At 41.8% G+C, this 18,024-nt stretch carries 18 protein-coding genes; 2 read left to right on the top strand and 16 right to left on the bottom strand.

Annotated features, from left to right (window positions below; all coding sequences use genetic code 11):
• Positions 1-28: 28 nt before the first annotated feature.
• From era to ybeY, 3 genes are read right to left on the bottom strand one after another with little or no spacing between them, the layout of a single operon-like run.
• Positions 29-928: a GTPase Era gene (era, locus tag A0739_RS08195; protein WP_000143274.1), complete on the bottom strand. Its 900-nt coding sequence runs from the start codon at positions 926-928 to the stop codon at positions 29-31.
• 16 nt (positions 929-944) lie between these two features.
• On the bottom strand, positions 945-1,340 hold the full coding sequence (locus A0739_RS08190) for a diacylglycerol kinase family protein (protein WP_000378185.1): 396 nt from the start codon (positions 1,338-1,340) through the stop codon (positions 945-947).
• Positions 1,321-1,818: an rRNA maturation RNase YbeY gene (gene ybeY / locus A0739_RS08185; protein ID WP_045591585.1), complete on the bottom strand. Its 498-nt coding sequence runs from the start codon at positions 1,816-1,818 to the stop codon at positions 1,321-1,323. Before ybeY ends, A0739_RS08190 begins: the two co-directional genes overlap by 20 nt.
• 104 nt (positions 1,819-1,922) lie before the next feature.
• Between ybeY and pavA the strand changes: the two genes are divergently transcribed.
• Positions 1,923-3,578 (top strand): Rqc2 family fibronectin-binding protein PavA, encoded by a 1,656-nt coding sequence (gene pavA / locus A0739_RS08180; protein ID WP_045591586.1) that lies wholly within the window; start codon positions 1,923-1,925, stop codon positions 3,576-3,578.
• 173 nt (positions 3,579-3,751) lie between these two features.
• Here the strand turns inward: pavA and A0739_RS08175 are convergent, their stop codons facing one another.
• The 9 genes from A0739_RS08175 to A0739_RS08135 form a co-directional block, all read right to left on the bottom strand.
• Entirely contained in the window at positions 3,752-4,483 is a 732-nt protein-coding gene (locus A0739_RS08175) for an NAD-dependent protein deacylase (protein WP_045591587.1), read from the bottom strand.
• A 139-nt stretch (positions 4,484-4,622) separates the two neighbouring features.
• Positions 4,623-5,333 (bottom strand): purine-nucleoside phosphorylase, encoded by a 711-nt coding sequence (gene deoD / locus A0739_RS08170; RefSeq protein ID WP_000022091.1) that lies wholly within the window; start codon positions 5,331-5,333, stop codon positions 4,623-4,625.
• Between the two features lie 527 nt (positions 5,334-5,860).
• Positions 5,861-6,670, bottom strand: a complete 810-nt coding sequence (locus A0739_RS08165) for a purine-nucleoside phosphorylase (protein ID WP_061587640.1) — start codon at positions 6,668-6,670, stop codon at positions 5,861-5,863.
• Positions 6,667-7,227: a DUF1697 domain-containing protein gene (locus A0739_RS08160; RefSeq protein ID WP_061587639.1), complete on the bottom strand. Its 561-nt coding sequence runs from the start codon at positions 7,225-7,227 to the stop codon at positions 6,667-6,669. Before A0739_RS08160 ends, A0739_RS08165 begins: the two co-directional genes overlap by 4 nt.
• Position 7,228: 1 nt before the next feature.
• Positions 7,229-8,440, bottom strand: coding sequence for a phosphopentomutase (locus tag A0739_RS08155; RefSeq protein WP_061587638.1), 1,212 nt, complete (start codon positions 8,438-8,440; stop codon positions 7,229-7,231).
• 23 nt (positions 8,441-8,463) lie between these two features.
• Positions 8,464-9,147, bottom strand: a complete 684-nt coding sequence (gene rpiA / locus A0739_RS08150; RefSeq protein WP_061587637.1) for a ribose-5-phosphate isomerase RpiA — start codon at positions 9,145-9,147, stop codon at positions 8,464-8,466.
• A gap of 105 nt (positions 9,148-9,252) precedes the next feature.
• Positions 9,253-10,182: a peptidase U32 family protein gene (locus tag A0739_RS08145; protein WP_061587636.1), complete on the bottom strand. Its 930-nt coding sequence runs from the start codon at positions 10,180-10,182 to the stop codon at positions 9,253-9,255.
• A gap of 126 nt (positions 10,183-10,308) precedes the next feature.
• Positions 10,309-10,989 carry an ABC transporter ATP-binding protein gene (locus tag A0739_RS08140; protein ID WP_061587635.1) on the bottom strand — a complete coding sequence of 227 codons (681 nt, stop codon included), beginning with the start codon at positions 10,987-10,989 and terminating at the stop codon, positions 10,309-10,311.
• Between the two features lie 13 nt (positions 10,990-11,002).
• The gene (locus A0739_RS08135; RefSeq protein ID WP_000280283.1) at positions 11,003-12,058 is read right to left on the bottom strand and encodes an ABC transporter permease; all 1,056 of its coding nucleotides are present in this window, start codon (positions 12,056-12,058) and stop codon (positions 11,003-11,005) included.
• A 386-nt stretch (positions 12,059-12,444) separates the two neighbouring features.
• On the opposite strand from A0739_RS08135, the gene A0739_RS08130 reads away from it, so the two are divergent.
• Entirely contained in the window at positions 12,445-12,729 is a 285-nt protein-coding gene (locus A0739_RS08130) for a DUF3270 domain-containing protein (protein WP_001276162.1), read from the top strand.
• Between the two features lie 64 nt (positions 12,730-12,793).
• Here A0739_RS08130 and A0739_RS08125 read toward each other — a convergent pair whose 3' ends face one another.
• From A0739_RS08125 to A0739_RS08110, 4 genes are all read right to left on the bottom strand, one after another.
• Positions 12,794-14,131 (bottom strand): sensor histidine kinase, encoded by a 1,338-nt coding sequence (locus A0739_RS08125; RefSeq protein ID WP_000482347.1) that lies wholly within the window; start codon positions 14,129-14,131, stop codon positions 12,794-12,796.
• A complete protein-coding gene (gene ciaR, locus A0739_RS08120) occupies positions 14,121-14,795 on the bottom strand; it encodes a two-component system response regulator CiaR (RefSeq protein ID WP_000590630.1) in 675 nt (224 codons plus the stop codon). Before ciaR ends, A0739_RS08125 begins: the two co-directional genes overlap by 11 nt.
• Before the next feature lie 110 nt (positions 14,796-14,905).
• Positions 14,906-17,452, bottom strand: a complete 2,547-nt coding sequence (locus A0739_RS08115; protein WP_061587634.1) for a M1 family metallopeptidase — start codon at positions 17,450-17,452, stop codon at positions 14,906-14,908.
• A gap of 121 nt (positions 17,453-17,573) precedes the next feature.
• On the bottom strand, positions 17,574-18,014 hold the full coding sequence (locus tag A0739_RS08110) for an ASCH domain-containing protein (protein WP_061587633.1): 441 nt from the start codon (positions 18,012-18,014) through the stop codon (positions 17,574-17,576).
• Positions 18,015-18,024: the final 10 nt, after the last annotated feature.

The following is an 18,024-nucleotide window of genomic DNA, read 5'->3' as shown; positions in this document are numbered from 1 at the left end:
CAAGAAGCAGGCATGAGCCCACCTCTACTTAGTATTCTTTTTCATTATAGCCAAAGTCAGCCAAATCTAGCTTTTTATCACGCCAGTTTTTCTTGACCTTGACCCAAGTTTCTAGGAAAACCTTGTCCCCTAGCATGAGTTCGATATCACGACGAGCCATGGTCCCAATTTTCTTGAGCATGGCGCCACCTTTACCGATGATAATACCTTTTTGACTATCACGCTCGACCATGATGGTTGCACGGATATGAACCTTGTCTGTCTCTTCGTCACGCTTCATGGAGTCAACTACCACTGCAACTGAGTGAGGAATCTCTTCTCGCGTTAGGTGCAAGACTTTCTCACGGATCATTTCAGAAACCAAAAAACGCTCAGGATGATCTGTGATTTGATCAGCTGGGAAATACTGGAAACCTTCCTCAAGATTTTCGCTAAGGATGTCAATTAGACGAGAAACGTTATTTCCCTGAAGGGCTGAGATAGGGACAATCTCCTTAAAGTCCATTTGATTACGGAAGTCATCAATCTGAGCCAGAAGTTGGTCTGGATGAACCTTGTCAATTTTGTTCACCACCAGAATCACTGGAACCTTGGCAGCTTTAAGACGCTCGATAATCATATCGTCGCCCTTACCACGTGGCTCATCAGCTGGCACCATGAATAGAACAGTATCCACTTCACGCAGAGTACTATAGGCAGATTCCACCATGAAATCTCCAAGAGCCGTCTTAGGCTTGTGAATTCCCGGTGTATCGATAAAGACGATTTGTTCCTTATCCGTGGTGTAAATCCCCATGATTTTATTGCGCGTTGTTTGCGCCTTATCACTCATGATAGCAATCTTTTGCCCCATGACGTGATTCAAAAACGTTGACTTCCCAACATTGGGACGTCCTAAAATGGCTACAAAGCCTGATTTAAATGTCATAATTTCCTCTTAGTGATTAAAATAGTATATCCCAAATGCGTGGGAGAAAGATAAGTGCACCTGTCACTGCAGCAAAAAGAGAGACCACCAGCACGGCTCCTGCCGCCATGTCCTTGGCTTTCTTTGCCAACATAGAAAAGTGATAGTGACTGGCTAGATCCACCACATTTTCAATAGCAGAGTTAATAATTTCAAATGCTACTACCAAGAAAATGCTCATTAGGAGAAAGAGCCATTCGATCCGTGATACCTGAAAAACAAAACCTGCAAGGATAACTACTAGAGCCGTCACTGCATGTTTTCGCATATTGCGTTCTTCCTTGATGGCAGTCAGAATTCCTGTCAGGGCAAATTCTAAACTAGATACAAGGTCACGGTTTTTCCATTTTCGTTTATTGTCTTGTGAGTCCATAGGCTGTTAAAATTTCTTCTTGTAAACCGAACATCTCCGCTTCTTCTTCCGGAGTGTAGTGATCGTAGCCGTTGATATGTAAAAAGCCGTGTACTGCCAAGAAGCCCATCTCACGCTCAAAGCTGTGACCGTAATCCTCAGCCTGCTCATGCGCCTTATCGATAGAGATGAAAAGTTCCCCAATATAGGCATCAAACTCAGACATCATTTCTGCTAATTCAGGATTTTCAAGCAGATCTTCCTCGTCAAAAGTAATGTCCAATTCAGGTTTATACTCAAGGCTGATGACATCCGTCGGACGATCGGTATCACGATACTCAAGATTGAGTTCGTGGCTACGCTCGTTGGTCACAAAAGTAACTGCCATCTCCTTGTCTTCTTTTCCTATTTTTTGGGCAGCAAATTCCAAAATCTCTTGGGTTTGTTGCAAGATTTCTTGTGAAACTTGACCAGTTTCATCCACCATTTCAATATACATGTACTTCTCGATTCTCTTTACTTGGCTTTATTATACCATATTTCCATGATTTTATTCTACCTTTTTGATATAATACTATGGAATACAATCACAAGGAGAGAACGATGTCATTTGACGGATTTTTTTTACACCACATGATTGAGGAGTTGCGAAGAGAGTTAGTCAATGGTCGCATCCAGAAAATCAATCAACCTTTTGAACAAGAATTGGTCTTGCAAATCCGCAGCAATCGCCAAACTCATCGCCTACTCCTTTCAGCTCATCCCGTTTTTGGACGCATTCAGCTGACCCAAACGACCTTTGAAAATCCAGCCCAACCTTCTACTTTTATCATGGTTTTGAGAAAGTATTTGCAGGGCGCCGTAATTGAGTCCATCGAGCAAATCGAAAATGACCGCATCGTGGAGATTACCGTTTCCAATAAAAACGAGATTGGAGATCATATCCAGGCTACACTGATTATCGAGATCATGGGCAAACACAGCAATATTCTCCTCGTGGATAAAAGTAGCCATAAGATTCTCGAAGTTATTAAACATCTCGGCTTTTCACAAAATAGCTACCGCACCCTGCTTCCTGGATCGACCTATATCGCTCCACCAAGTACCGATTCTCTCAATCCTTTTACAGTCAAGGATGAGAAACTCTTTGAAATCCTGCAAACACAGGAATTAAAAGCTAAAAATCTTCAAAGCCTCTTTCAAGGTCTAGGACGCGATACGGCAAATGAATTGGAAAGCATACTGGTTAGTGAAAAACTTTCCACTTTCCGTAACTTTTTCAGTCAAGCAAGCAAACCATTTTTGACAGAGACTTCTTTCAGCCCAGTTCCTTTTGCGAATCGTGTAGGAGAGCCTTTTTCCAGTCTTTCTGACTTGCTGGACACCTATTATAAGGATAAAGCCGAGCGCGACCGTGTCAAACAGCAAGCCAGTGAACTGATTCGACGTGCTGAAAATGAACTTCAGAAAAATCGCCACAAACTCAAAAAACAAGAAAAAGAATTACTGGCGACAGACAATGCTGAGGAGTTTCGCCAAAAAGGGGAATTGTTGACAACCTTCCTTCATCAAGTACCTAATGACCAAGATCAGGTTACCTTGGACAACTACTACACCAATCAACCTATCACCATTGCTCTTGATAAGGCCCTGACTCCCAGTCAGAATGCTCAACGCTATTTTAAACGTTACCAGAAACTTAAAGAAGCTGTCAAATACCTGACTGAACTGATTGAAGAAACCAAGGCAACCATTCTCTATCTGGAAAGTGTGGAGACCGTTCTCAACCAAGCTGGACTGGAAGAAATCGCTGAAATCCGTGAAGAATTGATCCAAACTGGCTTTATTAGAAGACGCCAACGCGAAAAAATCCAGAAACGCAAAAAACCAGAACAGTATCTGGCGAGCGATGGCAAGACCATCATCTATGTCGGACGAAACAACTTGCAAAATGAAGAACTAACCTTTAAAATGGCTCGCAAGGAAGAACTTTGGTTTCATGCCAAAGACATTCCAGGAAGCCACGTCGTCATCTCAGGAAATCTTAATCCTTCTGACGAAGTTAAGACAGATGCAGCGGAGCTAGCTGCCTACTTCTCCAAGGGACGTCTGTCAAATCTGGTGCAGGTTGATATGATAGAAGTCAAAAAACTCAACAAACCAACAGGTGGCAAACCCGGTTTTGTTACTTATACTGGACAAAAAACCCTCCGTGTCACACCAGACCCAGAAAAAATCGCATCCATGAAAAAATCCTGATTTCACTTGAAAACAGGATTTTTTATTAGATTTTAGTCTGCAATCAAGTTTTCCAAGCCGACCTTCATCATATCAGTGAAGGAGTTTTGATTTTCTCAGCCAGTTTTTAATAACTCTCAAAGAGCGAGATAGTGCTTAATAAATGAGATATTTTTCTATCTTCTAAAATTCTTTTATTGTCTCAATTTCGAAAAGACTTCCCCAATCTTGCCTTCAATGACCAATGTAGCTTGGCTGTCTTGTGGAATACTGGTTTTATTGATAAGGACCAGATTTGTCCCAGAAAAATAGTTTACTAGGCTAGCTGCAGGATAAACAACCAAGGAAGTCCCACCAATAATCAGCAAGTCTGCTTGCCGAATAGCTTGTGCAGCTTGGCTAAAGACATCCATGTCAAGTGATTCTTCATACAAGATCACGTCAGGCTTGACCACCTTACCACAGTCTAAGCAGTTGGGAACAGGTCCCTCGAGGGCCAGAAAGGCAGTTAAGTCATAGAAACGATGACAACCTAGGCAGTAATTTCGGTCCACACTCCCATGCAATTTAAAGACCTTTTGGGAGCCAGCCATTTCATGAAGACTATCGATATTTTGTGTCACAACAGCCTTTAGCTTACCTGTCTTTTCCAAAGCAGCTAGATAAGTATGAGCAGCATTAGGCTTGGCTTCTGGATAAATCAGGTATTTCTTATAAAAGTCAAAAAAATCTTCTGGATAGCGCTCAAACATGGTCCGAGAAACAAGTTCTTCTGCCGTAAAATGACGGCCTAACTGATGACTATAAACACCATCTGAACTACGAAAATCTGGGATATTAGACTCGGTTGACACTCCTGCCCCTCCGAAAAAGACTATTCTGTGGCTTTTATCAATCAAATCTTGTAATAGTTCTATTTTATCCATCACATCTCTCCTTAAGCTGGGTTCTAAAAAGTTGAAAATCAATAATTGGATTTTCAACTCTTTCTTTATCATTGCTTAGATATTGAAAATAAATCACTTACAACAGTTCTTGTAATGTAATTGAAAATCTATTCTCTGATTACTCTGCAATCAAGGTTTCCAATCCAACCTTCATCATATCAGTGAAGGTATTTTGGCGTTCTTCTGCAGTGGTGTCTTCATCTGGATTGACCAAGCTATCAGAAATAGTCATGATTGCAAGAGCGTCAACATGGTGTTGAGCCGCTAAATAGTAAAGAGCTGCTGCTTCCATTTCCACAGCCTTAACTCCCCATTTACCAAGCTCGATGTTCTTTTCAAAGTAGTTTGAGTAAAAGACATCAGATGACAAGACGTTCCCAACGTGGGTTGTCATACCAAGTTCTTTGGCGATATGGTAGGCCTTGTCTAGCAAGTCAAAACTTGCAATTTGTGGAAAATCATACTGTGGCCAGTCGTTGCGGATGATGTTTGAATTGGTTGCAGCTGCTTGTGCCAAAACCAATTCACGGACGTGGACATCTTCATTCAAAGAACCAGCTGTTCCGACACGAATCAATTTTTTCACTCCGTAGTCTACAATCAACTCACGGGCATAGATAGAAATGGATGGCATTCCCATCCCAGTTCCCATGACAGATACACGGTGACCCTTGTAAGTACCAGTGTAGCCAAACATGTTACGCACTTCGTTAAAACAAACAGCATCTTCAAGGAAGTTCTCCGCAATAAACTTAGCACGAAGAGGATCCCCTGGAAGAAGAATTTTATCAGCAATTTCACCCTGCTGAGCAGCAATATGGATAGACATAATATAAGATACCAAACCCGTCAAAAAGCGAAGGGAAAATAGGAGTTGGGCGCAGTGAGCGATGCTCGCTAGACCAACTATCTTTTTCCCACTGCTTTTAGGGTGGGTTCAATTCCTTTCTTTCTTAATTTTGATGATATTGAGAAGACTAGACCGGCTTCAATTCAAAACCGAACCACCCTCTCTATGTTTTTAGAAAAGTTTTCCGCTCGTGTTCAAATCAGAACATCTCGCTCTACCTTTCTTTATTCTAAATGTGATAGTCAAAAGGATACCAAACCCGTCAAAAAAGCGAAGGGAAAATAGGAGTTGGGTGCAGTGAGCGATGCTCGCTAGATCAACTATCTTTTTCCCACTGCTTTTAGGGTGGATTCAATTCCTTTCTTTCTTAATTTTTATGATATAGAAGAGAACAGCTCAGGTTCAATTCAAACCCGAACTCCCCTTCCTTTCTGAGTCTCTAGAAAAGCTTTCCACTCGTGTTCAAATCTGAACACTTCACTCAACTTTTCTATGATAAGTATTCATTACAATTCTGCAATAATCGCTTTCAGCAAGCCTTTGAAGTCGCCTTTAACACGTTCAGTCACTTCTACAACTTCTTCGTGGTTGAGTTCTTCTTGGAAACCTGCAGCATGGTTAGTAATACATGAAATACCGAGAACTTTCAATCCTGAGTGGGCTGCCACAATAACTTCAGGAACAGTAGACATACCAACTGCATCTGCTCCAAGTTTCTTATAGGCACGAATCTCTGCAGGTGTTTCATAAGTCGGACCTGTTACACCAATATAGACACCTTCATCAAGCTTGATACCAAGTTTTTTAGCCACTTCATGGGCAGTAGCACGATATTCTGGAGTGTAGGCTTTAGACATATCTGGGAAACGTGGACCAAAATCATCCAAGTTTTCACCCATCAATGGGTTTTGCCCCGTCATATTGATATGGTCTGAGATAGCCATCAAGGTACCAGGACCAAATCCAATACCGCCAGCTGCATTTGTTACAATGACACCTTCACATCCGAGAACTTTCATCACACGTACTGGGAAAGTCACGACTTCAAGAGGATTTCCTTCGTAGAAATGGAAGCGACCTTGAAGAGCCAAGACTTTTCGACCTGCAAGTTCTCCATATACCAATTTACCAGCGTGACCGACTACTGTCGAACGACCCCAGTTTGGAATGTCTGCATAGTCTACTACAACTGGATTTTCGATTTCTTCTGCCAATTCTCCAAGTCCTGATCCAAGAATTAAACCGAACTCAGGCGCTTGGACTCCCTTGTCTTTCAGGAAAGCAGCTGTTTCCTTGATTTTATCTAAAAATGTCATTGTGTGTCTCCTTTATTATTTTTTAACATTTGACCGATTTTGTCAAAGGTTTTAGCATTTCGAATGGTGATATAGCGATAAAAAGGCATCTTGAGCAAGTGCTTGTGATAGGCAGTTGCATAGTAGGATTCTTCAGAGAATTTCCCCCAGAAAATCCCAAGTCTTCCAAAATGAACCACTTCATCTTTCAGTTCCAAACTTTCAACTTTCTCAATGACTTGATCCACATCCAAGCCTTCTGTATAAAAGAGGACATCTTTTCGAGCCAAATCTTTGGTCCACCATTCAGGCAGATTCTTCAGCTCTGCCTCATAATCTTCCTGACTCAGCAAAGAAAAGCTCTGAATAAATGGATAATGGATTTCAAAGAAAGCCTCTAACTTTTCAACCAATTGGGCTTTGGCATCTGTCGAAGTAAAGAAAATATTGCCACTGTTGATGTAGGTTCCAATTTTTTCCAGTCTCAACTCTGTCAATTCTTGACGAAGTTGCGACATAACAACCTTATTCTTCCCACCGACATTAATGCCCCTTACCAGTAAAGCATAGCGCGTCATCTTATACCAATTTATCTAAGAAACTTTCCCCAATCATGGCAGTTTCAACACCAAAGTTATCCGCAACTGTCGCTGAGATATCTGCAAAATGTCCAACTGGAATGATACCATTTCCTTTAAAGGCAGGACTGTAAGCCAAAAGTGGAATATATTCACGAGTGTGGTCTGTTCCTGCATAGATTGGGTCATTTCCATGGTCCGCAGTAATCAAAAGAAGATCATTCTCTCTCATGGCTGCGATAATTTCGGGCAAGCGTTCATCAAACTCATGCAAGCAATCACGGTAACCGTGTGGGTCACGACGGTGGCCATATAGGGCATCAAAGTCAACTAAGTTTGTGAAGGAGAATCCTTTTTCAAACTCAGCAAGTCCCATGGTCTTCAATAATGTATCAATTCCGTGGCTGTTTGACTTGTTGTGGCCCATGTCATGATTGATACCAGCTCCGTTAAAGATATCGTTGATTTTACCAACAGCGTAAGTATCGATACCAGCTTCGTTCAATTTATCCAAAACAGTTGGTGCAAATGGAGAAACGGCCAAGTCACGACGGTTAGCTGTACGAGTGAAGTTACCTGGCTCACCCACATAAGGACGGGCAATGATACGACCTAGAAGGGCAGGACGCTCAAGGGTAATCGAACGCGCGTATTCACAAATACGGTACAATTCATCCAAAGGAATGATATCTTCGTGGGCAGCAATCTGCAAAACTGGGTCAGCTGAAGTATAGATAATCAACTCCCCCGTTTCCATCTGACGTGGTCCAAAATCGTCGATAACAGCTGTTCCTGAGTAAGGTTTGTTGGCTTCACGAATGACCTTACGTCCTGAAAATTCTTCGATCTTTGTCAAGATTTCTTCTGGGAATCCGTTCCAGAAAGTATCGAAAGGCTCGGTAATGTTGAGTCCCATGATTTCCCAGTGACCTGTCATAGTATCTTTACCACGCGACACTTCTTCTAATTTTGTTGCATATCCTGTTGGATTGCTTTCTGCTGGTACAGTCTTAAGAGGCGCTTCGCGAGGAATATTTCCTAGACCGATTTTAGCCATGTTTGGCACATTCAAACCAACAGCTTTTGAGATATGTCCCAGTGTGTCGGAAGCTCCATCTGGAACTCCTGCATTGACAAAGTTATTGGCATCTGGTGCAGCACCGATTCCCACAGAATCCAGTACCACCAAGTGAATACGATTAAATTTTGACATAGTCTGTCTCCTTACTATCTTAGTTATCTTGCTTTTGTTGAAGTTAAAATCTGAACCCCGTCTCGTCCAGCAACGATGACCTTATCCACCATTTGGTTGAACAAGCCATGCTCTACGACACCAACGACATGGTCCAATTCTTGTCCGAAGGCAATTGGATCTTCAATGACATCCAAGGCTAGATCAATGATAAAGTTCTGCATATCGGTCACAAAACGTTGGTCGTCTTTTTCACGGAAACTTGGTTTATAGCCAGCTCGCTCAAACCGACGAAAAACCTGTTCTGCACCATACTGAACCACTTCTACTGGCAATTTAAAAGCACCTAGTTTCTCTACCAGTTTGCTTTCATCTACCACCCAAATGTATTCTTTTGAGGGCGTTGCGACAACCTTCTCCATCAGAAGGGCCCCACCACCGCCTTTGATCCCGTTGAACTGGCTATCTACTTCATCCGCCCCGTCAACCGTCACATCGACAAAGTCTACTTGATCAATCGACTTGAGTGGGATGTTTAGTCCTTCAGCCTGTTTACTAGTCACACTGGAAGTTGTCACAGCAGTAATCTGCAAACCTTCTTCCTTGATCCGACGACCGATTTCTTCTACAAAATAATAGGCAGTAGAACCCGTTCCCAGTCCAACAACCATGCCATCCTTGACAAACTCAGCAGCCTTGATACCTGCCATTTTCTTCAGATTTTCCACTCAAACACCTCCATTAAAGAGCTATTTTTATTATAACATGTATCCGTTTTTATTTCATGGATACACTGGAAAAACCCGAACATTTTTATTTCGGGTTTTGGTGTCCTATTTAACCATGTCAGGATCGTAATCATAGAATCCTGTGTCCAGGAAACGGTTTTTAGGATGTAACTTGCGCACTTCCTCATCTAACAAGAAGGCTTGGTCATGGCTGAAATTCCCCTCTTGAATCAAGCTACGTGCTTGGATAAAGAGTTTAGCAATTTCTACAAAATTCTGACCAGGTGTGTAGAGCCCCTCTAGCTTCCAGTGAGTGAAACCATGTTCTACTAATTCTGTCAATTTAGTCATCAAATCAAGATCGTTATTTGCAAAGATGTGGGTACCATGATTGTCTTCAAAAATAGAATAATGGCTTTCTGGATCACTTGGTTCAGCCAAGAAGAGGTCACGTTTACGCGTTTTTTCATCATCGATATGCGTAAAGTTATAGTAGTTTTGTAAGAGCGGACGCTTAGAATGGTGAATGACACTAGCACCATAAACCAATACTTCAGCAGGAATTTCCAAAATCTCTGGCATCTTAAAGAGTTCGGCAGATGGAATTTCACGCGCCAAAACCGCCTCAGAAGCACCTGCCTTTTGGCCCCAGAAGTTAATCTGACGACTACTTGTTACCATGGTTGAAGCATCGTAAATAGTCTTGAAGGAATAGCCATCACGGTTGACTACGTAAAAGACACCTGCATCTCCTACTGTAATATAGTCTGTCTTGATTTCTTCCAAGAAGTCTAGGAAAGGCTTGATACGATCCATCATGTCTTGGTGCATAAGGGCGTTAACCGCAACGATCAATTCCTTACTCCCATCATGAACCAGCTTAGCGATTTCTCGCAACTCTTCATAACTAAAGGTCGTTGGCAAACGGAGGCCAAAATCTTTCTCACCGACATAGATACGGTCTACGCCAGCTTCGAGTAGTTGTTCAACTTGTTCAATGCTTTCAGCAGTTGCTGTAATGATAATCTTTTCCATAAGGAAAATTATACCACAATTCTCAAAAATCAGCTATGAATACTAAGAGTTTTATAAAAAGTCAAAGTCATTTTTAAAGCTTTCAATAAAAAAATGAACAGTAACTAGTACCGTCCACTTTCTTTTTTATGCATGTGTTTTTTCTACTAGGTGTCCATCATTCATAACATAAATACGGTCAACCTTATCAAGAAGGCGTGTATCATGTGTAATCATAACAACTCCTCTACCTTGTTCGTGCGCAATGGCAGCCAACATCTCCGTTACTTGGTAAGCACGCTCGGTGTCTAGACTGGCTGTCGGCTCATCTGCAAGCACAATGCTTGGATTGTTATAGAGCGCTCTAGCTATCGCCGCACGCTGACGTTCGCCACCCGATAGAGCCTTGGGATAATGATCTTTTACTTTGTCCAAATCCAACAAGTCAAAGAGCTCTTTTCGGTCACTTTTACTATTTTTTCCCTTATCCAGTCTGTCAATCAAGTCCAACTGTTCCTTGACTGTTAGGAAAGGAATTAGGTTTGAAGCCTGGAGAATGAAACCAAACTCTCTAAAACGGAGGTCTGTTTTTTCCTTCTCTGTCAAACTGCCTGTTTCCTTCCCCTTTACTAGAATCTTTCCACTCGATGCTTCCTGAAGTTGTCCTAGAGTTGTTAGAAAGGTCGTCTTTCCAGAGCCAGAGGGCCCAACGATAGCTACGAACTCTCCCGCATTTAGCTGAAAATTCGTCTCATGCAGGGCTACGACTTTCATCTTTCCTTCCCCGTAAGTTTTTGTCACTTGATTCATTTCTATCAATGTTGTCATACTATTCTCCTTATCACTCTGCAATCGCAGTAATCGGGTCCACCTTTAGCAAGCGTGGAAGTGAAATGACACCACCTAGAAGGGCCATCAAGGAAATTACCAAACTTAGGACAGAATAGGCTATCCAACTTGGATAGAAAAAGAAGGTAGCTGGTAAGACTAAAATCACTCCTCCGATTGCCAGCAAGGCTAAAGCAATCCCCATACCAGCTAGGAGGAAGATTTGACAGAACAGAGACCATACAATGGTTTTGATCTGTATCCCTTGAGCTCGCATTATTCCATAAAGTCCTAGTTTTTGGATGGTAATGATATAAACAAAAATCCCCACAATCAAGCCTGTGATAACAATCATAGCGAGAATCATTCCTGAAAATACATTAACCTGAGGTGTGTAACCAGGAATTTTCGAAATCATTTTTGGAATGGAAATCTGTTTCAGTCCGTCGCCAGTCACTTCTATGTCATTTTTCAATACCAAGGCAGAGATGGAACGATTGGCTTTCAAGGTTCCTTGTAAGGTCCAATAAGTTGTCAGGCTCGTAAAGACAACAGGCTCGGTGAAAAATTTATTTCCTTGAGTCAGGCCTACAATCTTGTAACTTGAATCGCTTCCATTGAGCTGAATGGCATCGCCTAGCTTCATCCCATAGTTCTCAAAAGACTGGTCCACGACAACCTCATCATCTCCTTCAGGATAACGACCTTCCGTCAAACTAGGAGAGATAAAAGCGTCCCAGTCTTGAGCAAAAATGGAAACATTGACCTTTTCACTACCATCGACTAGATTGGTTACAGCGAACATATAGCCCAGGGGAGCAGCCTCTTCAGAACTCTTATCCTTGTAGTCCTTTTCAGGAATAAAGGATGCTGTCAAATTATCATTTGCGTAGTCGGATAAAACGACACCCGTTGCTTGCCAATTATCAATAGCGGCCCGGTTGTTTCGCACAAGACCGAGAGCTAGACTGGTCATAAAAAAGACCATAAAAGCGATAAGAAGAATGGTCGTTAAGATCAAACTATATCGAAGTTTGTTTCGTAATATCTCTTTGATAGCAAGATACATGCTTATCTCCTTTAACATTTCCCAGAGGTAGCAAGAATGCCACCCAGTCCAATAGACAGAATCTCTGTCTTATCATCCATTCAAAACAACTCCTATCAATACTCTTCAAAAGTATTCAGGTAGCAACTTAACAAATCATCTTAGGAAAAAGCCTCAGCTTGCTATCAATTTATATAAGTTATCCTTACCTTTCTCAGTATATTTATAATATAGAAAGTTAGGTCATCTGTTTTTAAGTGTAACATCCATGCTATCATTTTCTCTAGTGGGTGTCAAGAAGAGCGACTTAGAGGATGATAAGAGACTTTAGTGTTTTTGTAACAATCCTGTAATAATTCTCTGCATAAAAAATGATAAAATAGTTATGTACTGTTAAGGAGAGAATCATGTCCGCAAGAAAACTAGAAGCTTATGAGTTTGAACAAGCTCCCGAATCGAAACAAACTCCGCTTTACCAAGATTACACACCTGAAGCCCCAGTCGGCCCTAACCTAAAAGAGATTTTATTTTTTGTAAATATCGCTTGTTTCTGTATTTTTATGGCACTTTTTAGTTTTATCTTTTTAGCCTTAAAATTAAATACAGCTTTGTCCTTTATCGCTGCTATGGCAACAAGCTTCGCTCTTTTACAACTTCAACGAAAGATGATGAAACGAAAATTTTCAAAATAAAGGTTGGTACTTCTACCAACCTCTTTTCTAGTTATCAAAAAAGACAGTTATCTAACTGTCTTTTTTATTTATTCTTACGTTTTGAAGGAGATTGAATAGCGATTTTAACTTCAAAAATCGTTCCTCTAGGTTTGTTATCTTTCACGCTAATCGTTCCTCGCAAAGCATCAACAATCTGCTTGGCCAAAGATAGTCCAAGACCAAAGCCACCTTTCTGACGGGTTCTCGCCTTGTCTACACGATAAAAGCGGTCAAAGATTTTCTTCTTATCAGTAGCTGAGATTCCAATTCCATTATCCGTTACTGTTAGATAAAGGTGACGATCTGTAGCATGGACTACAAACTCAATTTTCCCATCTTCTTCAGTATACTTGATGGCATTGTCAAATAAGATGGTCATGAGTTGTTTTAGGAGCAACTGATCGGTCATGAAAGGACGATAAATCCGATTTTCATACTCAAAAATACGATCATTTTCAGAAGCAATCAACTCATAGTTAGCAAAGGTTGTCTTAAAGAACTGTGGTGATACTTCTGCTATTTCTGGTTTGATTCCATCATCGCGACGTGCAAGGTTGAGAAGATTGGTCGTGAGGAAACGCATGTTGCGAACTTCTTCAAGACTGGAAGCGATACTTTCGCTGGATTCCATAATCGTTGCCTCTGGTTTTCGAAAGAGATTCTCTAACCGATTTTGTAAAACGGCCAAAGGCGTTCTCAGTTCGTGACTAGCATTTTCAACAAAGGACTTCTGCTTTTGCATACTTTCCAGCAAGGGTTTGACACTGACACGTGCCAAATAAACACTGGCAATTAAAGACAGGAGCCAGAAACTAGCCATGACTACAACAATTAAATGCTCGTGGTTTTGGCTGATTTGCTCGAGCTGGCTAGTATTGATTAAAACCGCCGCATACTTGACGTTACTTGATACGGAGGAAGAGTTGGTTTCCATCAAAATCATCCGATAGGTTTCTTCCTGACCGTAACTATTGACAACTTGGATTTGCCGAATGTGATTCAACTCTTTTTTGTCCAGCTTGATCTTATCCAAACCTAAAAAACGATTGCCCAGTAAGAGTTGGTTAAAATCCTTGTCAAAGAGCAAGACTTCCGTATTGGAGCTGACATTGGGTTTGATTTCAGCCTTGTTGGCATCCGCTGTTGCTGGTTGAATATCCTTGACCTCTTCAGTTGCCCGATTCAGGGCCAACTGGATAACCGCTTGGGGACTGCTACTAAGGGCTTGGAGTTTTTCATCTACAGAAGTGTAGAGACTCGAGTGCATGACCTGGAGGATAATCAAGGTCATAGCAGAGAAGATCAGGGTGAACACTCCAAAGTTTCGAATGAAATAGCTGAAATCATCCGCATACCATGTTTTTTTTAGTTTATTGAACATCTTTTAAAATATACCCGACACTACGCAAGGTTTGAAGATTTTCAGCAAAGGCTGTTCCCTTCAATTTCTTACGAACTTTTGAGACATAGACTTCTACAACGGAAATCGTCGTATCGCTATCAAATCCCCATAGACGGTCAAAAATTTGCGTCTTGGGAAGAATAACATTTTGATTTTGAAGGAAATAAACCAATAACTCAAACTCTTTTCCGAGTAGTTCTACAGGAGTATCTTCCACTTTCACTTCATTCGTTGAAAGGTTGACGACAATATCCCCATAGGTTAAGGTGTTTTCGTTAAATTTACCTGAACGTTTGAGAAGGGCTTGGATCCGCATTTTGAGTTCTTCAAGGTAGAAAGGTTTGGTGAGGTAGTCATCCGCTCCAAGCTCAAAACCGTGTCCCTTGTCATCCAAACTCTCTTTGGCAGTCATGATAAGGACTGGTGTCGTAATTCCTTTTTCGCGCAACTCTTTCAAGACTTGGAAGCCATTTTTTTCAGGCAACATCAGGTCAAGCAAAATCAAGTCATAAACGCCACTTTCTGCTTCGTAGAGACCTTCTTCTCCATCAAAAACCTGCATGACATCTGCAAAATCATCTAAAAAGTCAAATACTGAGTTTGACAGACCCAGGTCATCTTCTACTAATAAGATTTTTATCATCAGAAACTCCTCCTTGTTATGATTATTATACCAAAATTGCCTTAAAAAAAACTCAACTCTCTCTTGTTTTTAGAGAGAAAGTTGAGTTTTTTATTTACATTTCGAATGAATTAAGCTTTAGCATATTGGGCTACAACAGCTTCTACTGCTGCTTTCTCACGCTTAATCAAGTCAACACGCGCTGCGATATCTTTGATACCCATACGAATGTTACGGCTAAGAGCAAGGTCAGAGAGTTGTGGCTCAAAGAATTCCTTGTACTCTACCAAGCGTTGCTCAGTTTTAAAGATGTGTGATGGGAAGATGACAAAGCTATCAAAGCTCATATCTCCACCAAGGGCTGCCTTGATCCAGTCCCAATTTTCACGCGCCCAAACCCAAACAGTTTCTTGGGTAGCTTGGTGTCCGAGGAATTGGAGGTACCATGAAGAAAGGTCTTGTGGTTTCACTACAAATTTATCTTTCCATGAGCCAATCAGGGTTTGGATATTGTCAGCATCTATACTATATGCAAGAGCTCCTGCCAACTGGCGTTTAAAGACTGCATCTGTCGCATGAGTGTATAGGTCCAGATAAGTTGCGACCAAGTCTTTGGTCTCATGGTGTTTCATTTCATTGATGAGAACTTGAGCACGAATTGCTGCTGGAAGTCCTGCAAGGTTCTCCTTGTGAGCTGCGAAGATTTGGCTAGCGACTTGACTAGCTTCTGCATCATTAGAGCGAATCATCATAGAAACAGCCAACTGACGAACCAATTCATCCTCATCTGATTCTCCATCTTTGGCTTCAAAACCAAGACGGTCATAGTTGTGACGAGCCAATTTAGCAACGAGTGTATTAAAGGCTTTCTCAGTTGCTGTTCCTTCATCGATAAAGCGCTCAAGGGCAGCAATCACTTGAGATACAGCTGAAACTACCAAGTAAGACTCTTCCTTAGCTAGTTTATCAAGGACTGGGAGCAAATCAGCATAAGAAATATGACCTGCCTCAGCCAACAAACGACGTTCTTGAACAATTTGCAGTTTGCTTGTGTTATCAAGTGTCTCTAGCTCAGCAAGAACAGCTTCTAACAAGTCTCCTTGATAGTCGGTAATATAGTGGGCAGTATTTTCAGTGTTGAGACGAAGAGCTCCTTCATTTTCAGCAAGAAGAGCGGCGTAGCCAGGGATTTCGATACTTTCAGTTTCAAGTGTATCTGGCAAGCCTTTCCAGTTGCTGTTCAGTGGCACCACCCAGAGACGGTTCTTGTCTTCATGTTCGCCAATAAAGAATTGTTTTTGTGAAATCTTCAAGACATCATTTTCAACTTTGACAGTGAGAACTGGGTAACCAGGTTGCTCCAACCAAGAATCCATGAAGGCCGCAACATCACGTCCTGACGCTTGTCCAAGGGCATTCCAAAGATCACGACCAATGGTATTTCCATATTGGTGCTTTTCAAAGTAAGCATGCAAACCTTTAGCAAAATCAGCATCACCTAGCCAACGACGAAGCATGTGCATAAGACGGCTTCCTTTGGCATAGACGATAGCTCCGTCAAAGAGGGTATTGATTTCGTCTGGGTGTTTAACTTCGACGTGAACAGACTGAACGCCATCCGTCGCATCACGTTTAAGTGCTCCCGGCACACCACCTGTTTGGAAGTCTTCAAAGATATTCCAAGTTGGCTCGATGGCATCCACACAGACGTATTCCATCATGTTAGCGAAGCTTTCATTGAGCCAGAGGTCATCCCACCATTTCATAGTAACGAGGTTACCAAACCATTGATGGGCCAACTCATGTGCTACAACTAGGGCAACTTGTTGTCGACTAGCAAAGGTTGAGTTCTCATCCACAACCAAGTAAACTTCACGATAAGTCACGAGACCCCAGTTTTCCATGGCACCTGCTGAGAAGTCAGGAAGAGCGATATGAAGAGATTGAGGGATTGGGTATTTAACTCCGTAGTAATCTTCGTAAAACTCAATCGAACGAACGGCGATGTCCAATGAGAAATCAAGGTTAGAAAGTGGATGTGCTTTGGTTGAGTATACTCCTACGAGGGTACCATTTTTAGTTTTAGCGGTAACACCTTGCAAGTCACCAGCAACAAAAGCCAACAAGTAGGAAGACATGCGAGGTGTTGTCGCAAACTTCCAAATACCTGTTTCCTTGCGGTTATCCACATCAATCTCAGGCATGTTTGACAAGGCCAACTCACCTGCTGCTTGGTCAAAGCGAAGAGCGAGATCAAAGGTTGCTTTGGCTTCTGGCTCATCCACACATGGGAAGGCTTCACGCGCAAAATGGCTTTCAAACTGCGTAGACAAGACTTCCTTCTTGACACCATCCACTGTGTAGTAAGAAGGGTAAATCCCTGTCATGTTGTCTGTGATTTTTCCTGAAAAGGCGATGACCACTTCAACTTGACCAGCCTCAGCTAATTCGATATGCAGGGCTTCATTTTCATGATCAACTGTAAATGGACGAGCTTGACCCGCAACTTCTACAGAAGCGATTTCCAAATCTTTTTGGTGAAGGGAAATACGGTCACTCTTTGCTTGACCAGTGATGGTCACCTTCCCAGAAAAGGTCTTGGTCTCACGACTCAAGTCCAAAAATAAATCATAATGTTCAGGAACAAATTGCGTAATAAAATGTTCAACTGCTTGCATAGTTTTCTCCTATTCTAAGTTTAAGAGTTTTACTCTTATTCAAACAAACTTATTATATCATGTTTTGCTTAAGAAAAAAGGATTGGACGGTGATTTCCAAAACTTTCTTCCTCCTAGCGGTCTACAGTGGGTAGACTTTACGAAATTCTTCTAAAACAACCTTGCTGTCAGGCGTAAAAGTTAGTCCTGCCTCTCTCAGCCACTCGGCGAAACAGTCCTCATGAACCTGACGCCAATAGGCTAGGGATTTGTCACCTTCCCCTTCCTTAAAGGCGTGGTCAGCAGAAACTTGATTGAAAGGCTGAACGGAAACCTTAGTAATTTCGACAATGCAGACAGCTCGATCTTGGCTATCTAAAATGACATCAAAGGTCCCTTCTTGTGGAAGGGGTTCATCCTCTAGTGCGTAAAGGTCGTAAGCTGAGGCGGTTGCTGTCTTTTCGCCTTTTAAAACCAAACCTGCCAAGGTATCGGCTTCCACTCCAAAAGCCCAGGCATCTATCTCATCTCCGATAGAGGGGTTAATTTGCTTATACGCATTCCACATTTCTTGCGGTGTCATGGGTTGCTCC

Origin of the sequence: Streptococcus oralis (assembly GCF_001588645.1) — a bacterium.
Classification (GTDB): domain Bacteria; phylum Bacillota; class Bacilli; order Lactobacillales; family Streptococcaceae; genus Streptococcus; species Streptococcus oralis_AB.
The sequence above is the reverse complement of the archived record's forward strand: the minus strand, read 5'-3'. Positions and strand labels throughout refer to the sequence as shown.

Bases quoted from the DNA above. Each gene is read 5' to 3' on its own strand.
- era (WP_000143274.1), bottom strand. From the start codon at position 928: ATGACATTTAAATCAGGCTTTGTAGCCATTTTAGGACGTCCCAATGTT.
- A0739_RS08190 (WP_000378185.1), bottom strand. From the start codon at position 1,340: ATGGACTCACAAGACAATAAACGAAAATGGAAAAACCGTGACCTTGTA.
- ybeY (WP_045591585.1), bottom strand. From the start codon at position 1,818: ATGTATATTGAAATGGTGGATGAAACTGGTCAAGTTTCACAAGAAATC.
- pavA (WP_045591586.1), top strand. From the start codon at position 1,923: ATGTCATTTGACGGATTTTTTTTACACCACATGATTGAGGAGTTGCGA.
- A0739_RS08175 (WP_045591587.1), bottom strand. From the start codon at position 4,483: ATGGATAAAATAGAACTATTACAAGATTTGATTGATAAAAGCCACAGA.
- deoD (WP_000022091.1), bottom strand. From the start codon at position 5,333: ATGTCTATCCATATTGCTGCTCAGCAGGGTGAAATTGCTGATAAAATT.
- A0739_RS08165 (WP_061587640.1), bottom strand. From the start codon at position 6,670: ATGACATTTTTAGATAAAATCAAGGAAACAGCTGCTTTCCTGAAAGAC.
- A0739_RS08160 (WP_061587639.1), bottom strand. From the start codon at position 7,227: ATGACGCGCTATGCTTTACTGGTAAGGGGCATTAATGTCGGTGGGAAG.
- A0739_RS08155 (WP_061587638.1), bottom strand. From the start codon at position 8,440: ATGTCAAAATTTAATCGTATTCACTTGGTGGTACTGGATTCTGTGGGA.
- A0739_RS08145 (WP_061587636.1), bottom strand. From the start codon at position 10,182: ATGGAAAAGATTATCATTACAGCAACTGCTGAAAGCATTGAACAAGTT.
- A0739_RS08140 (WP_061587635.1), bottom strand. From the start codon at position 10,989: ATGACAACATTGATAGAAATGAATCAAGTGACAAAAACTTACGGGGAA.
- A0739_RS08135 (WP_000280283.1), bottom strand. From the start codon at position 12,058: ATGTATCTTGCTATCAAAGAGATATTACGAAACAAACTTCGATATAGT.
- A0739_RS08130 (WP_001276162.1), top strand. From the start codon at position 12,445: ATGTCCGCAAGAAAACTAGAAGCTTATGAGTTTGAACAAGCTCCCGAA.
- A0739_RS08125 (WP_000482347.1), bottom strand. From the start codon at position 14,131: ATGTTCAATAAACTAAAAAAAACATGGTATGCGGATGATTTCAGCTAT.
- ciaR (WP_000590630.1), bottom strand. From the start codon at position 14,795: ATGATAAAAATCTTATTAGTAGAAGATGACCTGGGTCTGTCAAACTCA.
- A0739_RS08115 (WP_061587634.1), bottom strand. From the start codon at position 17,452: ATGCAAGCAGTTGAACATTTTATTACGCAATTTGTTCCTGAACATTAT.
- A0739_RS08110 (WP_061587633.1), bottom strand. From the start codon at position 18,014: ATGACACCGCAAGAAATGTGGAATGCGTATAAGCAAATTAACCCCTCT.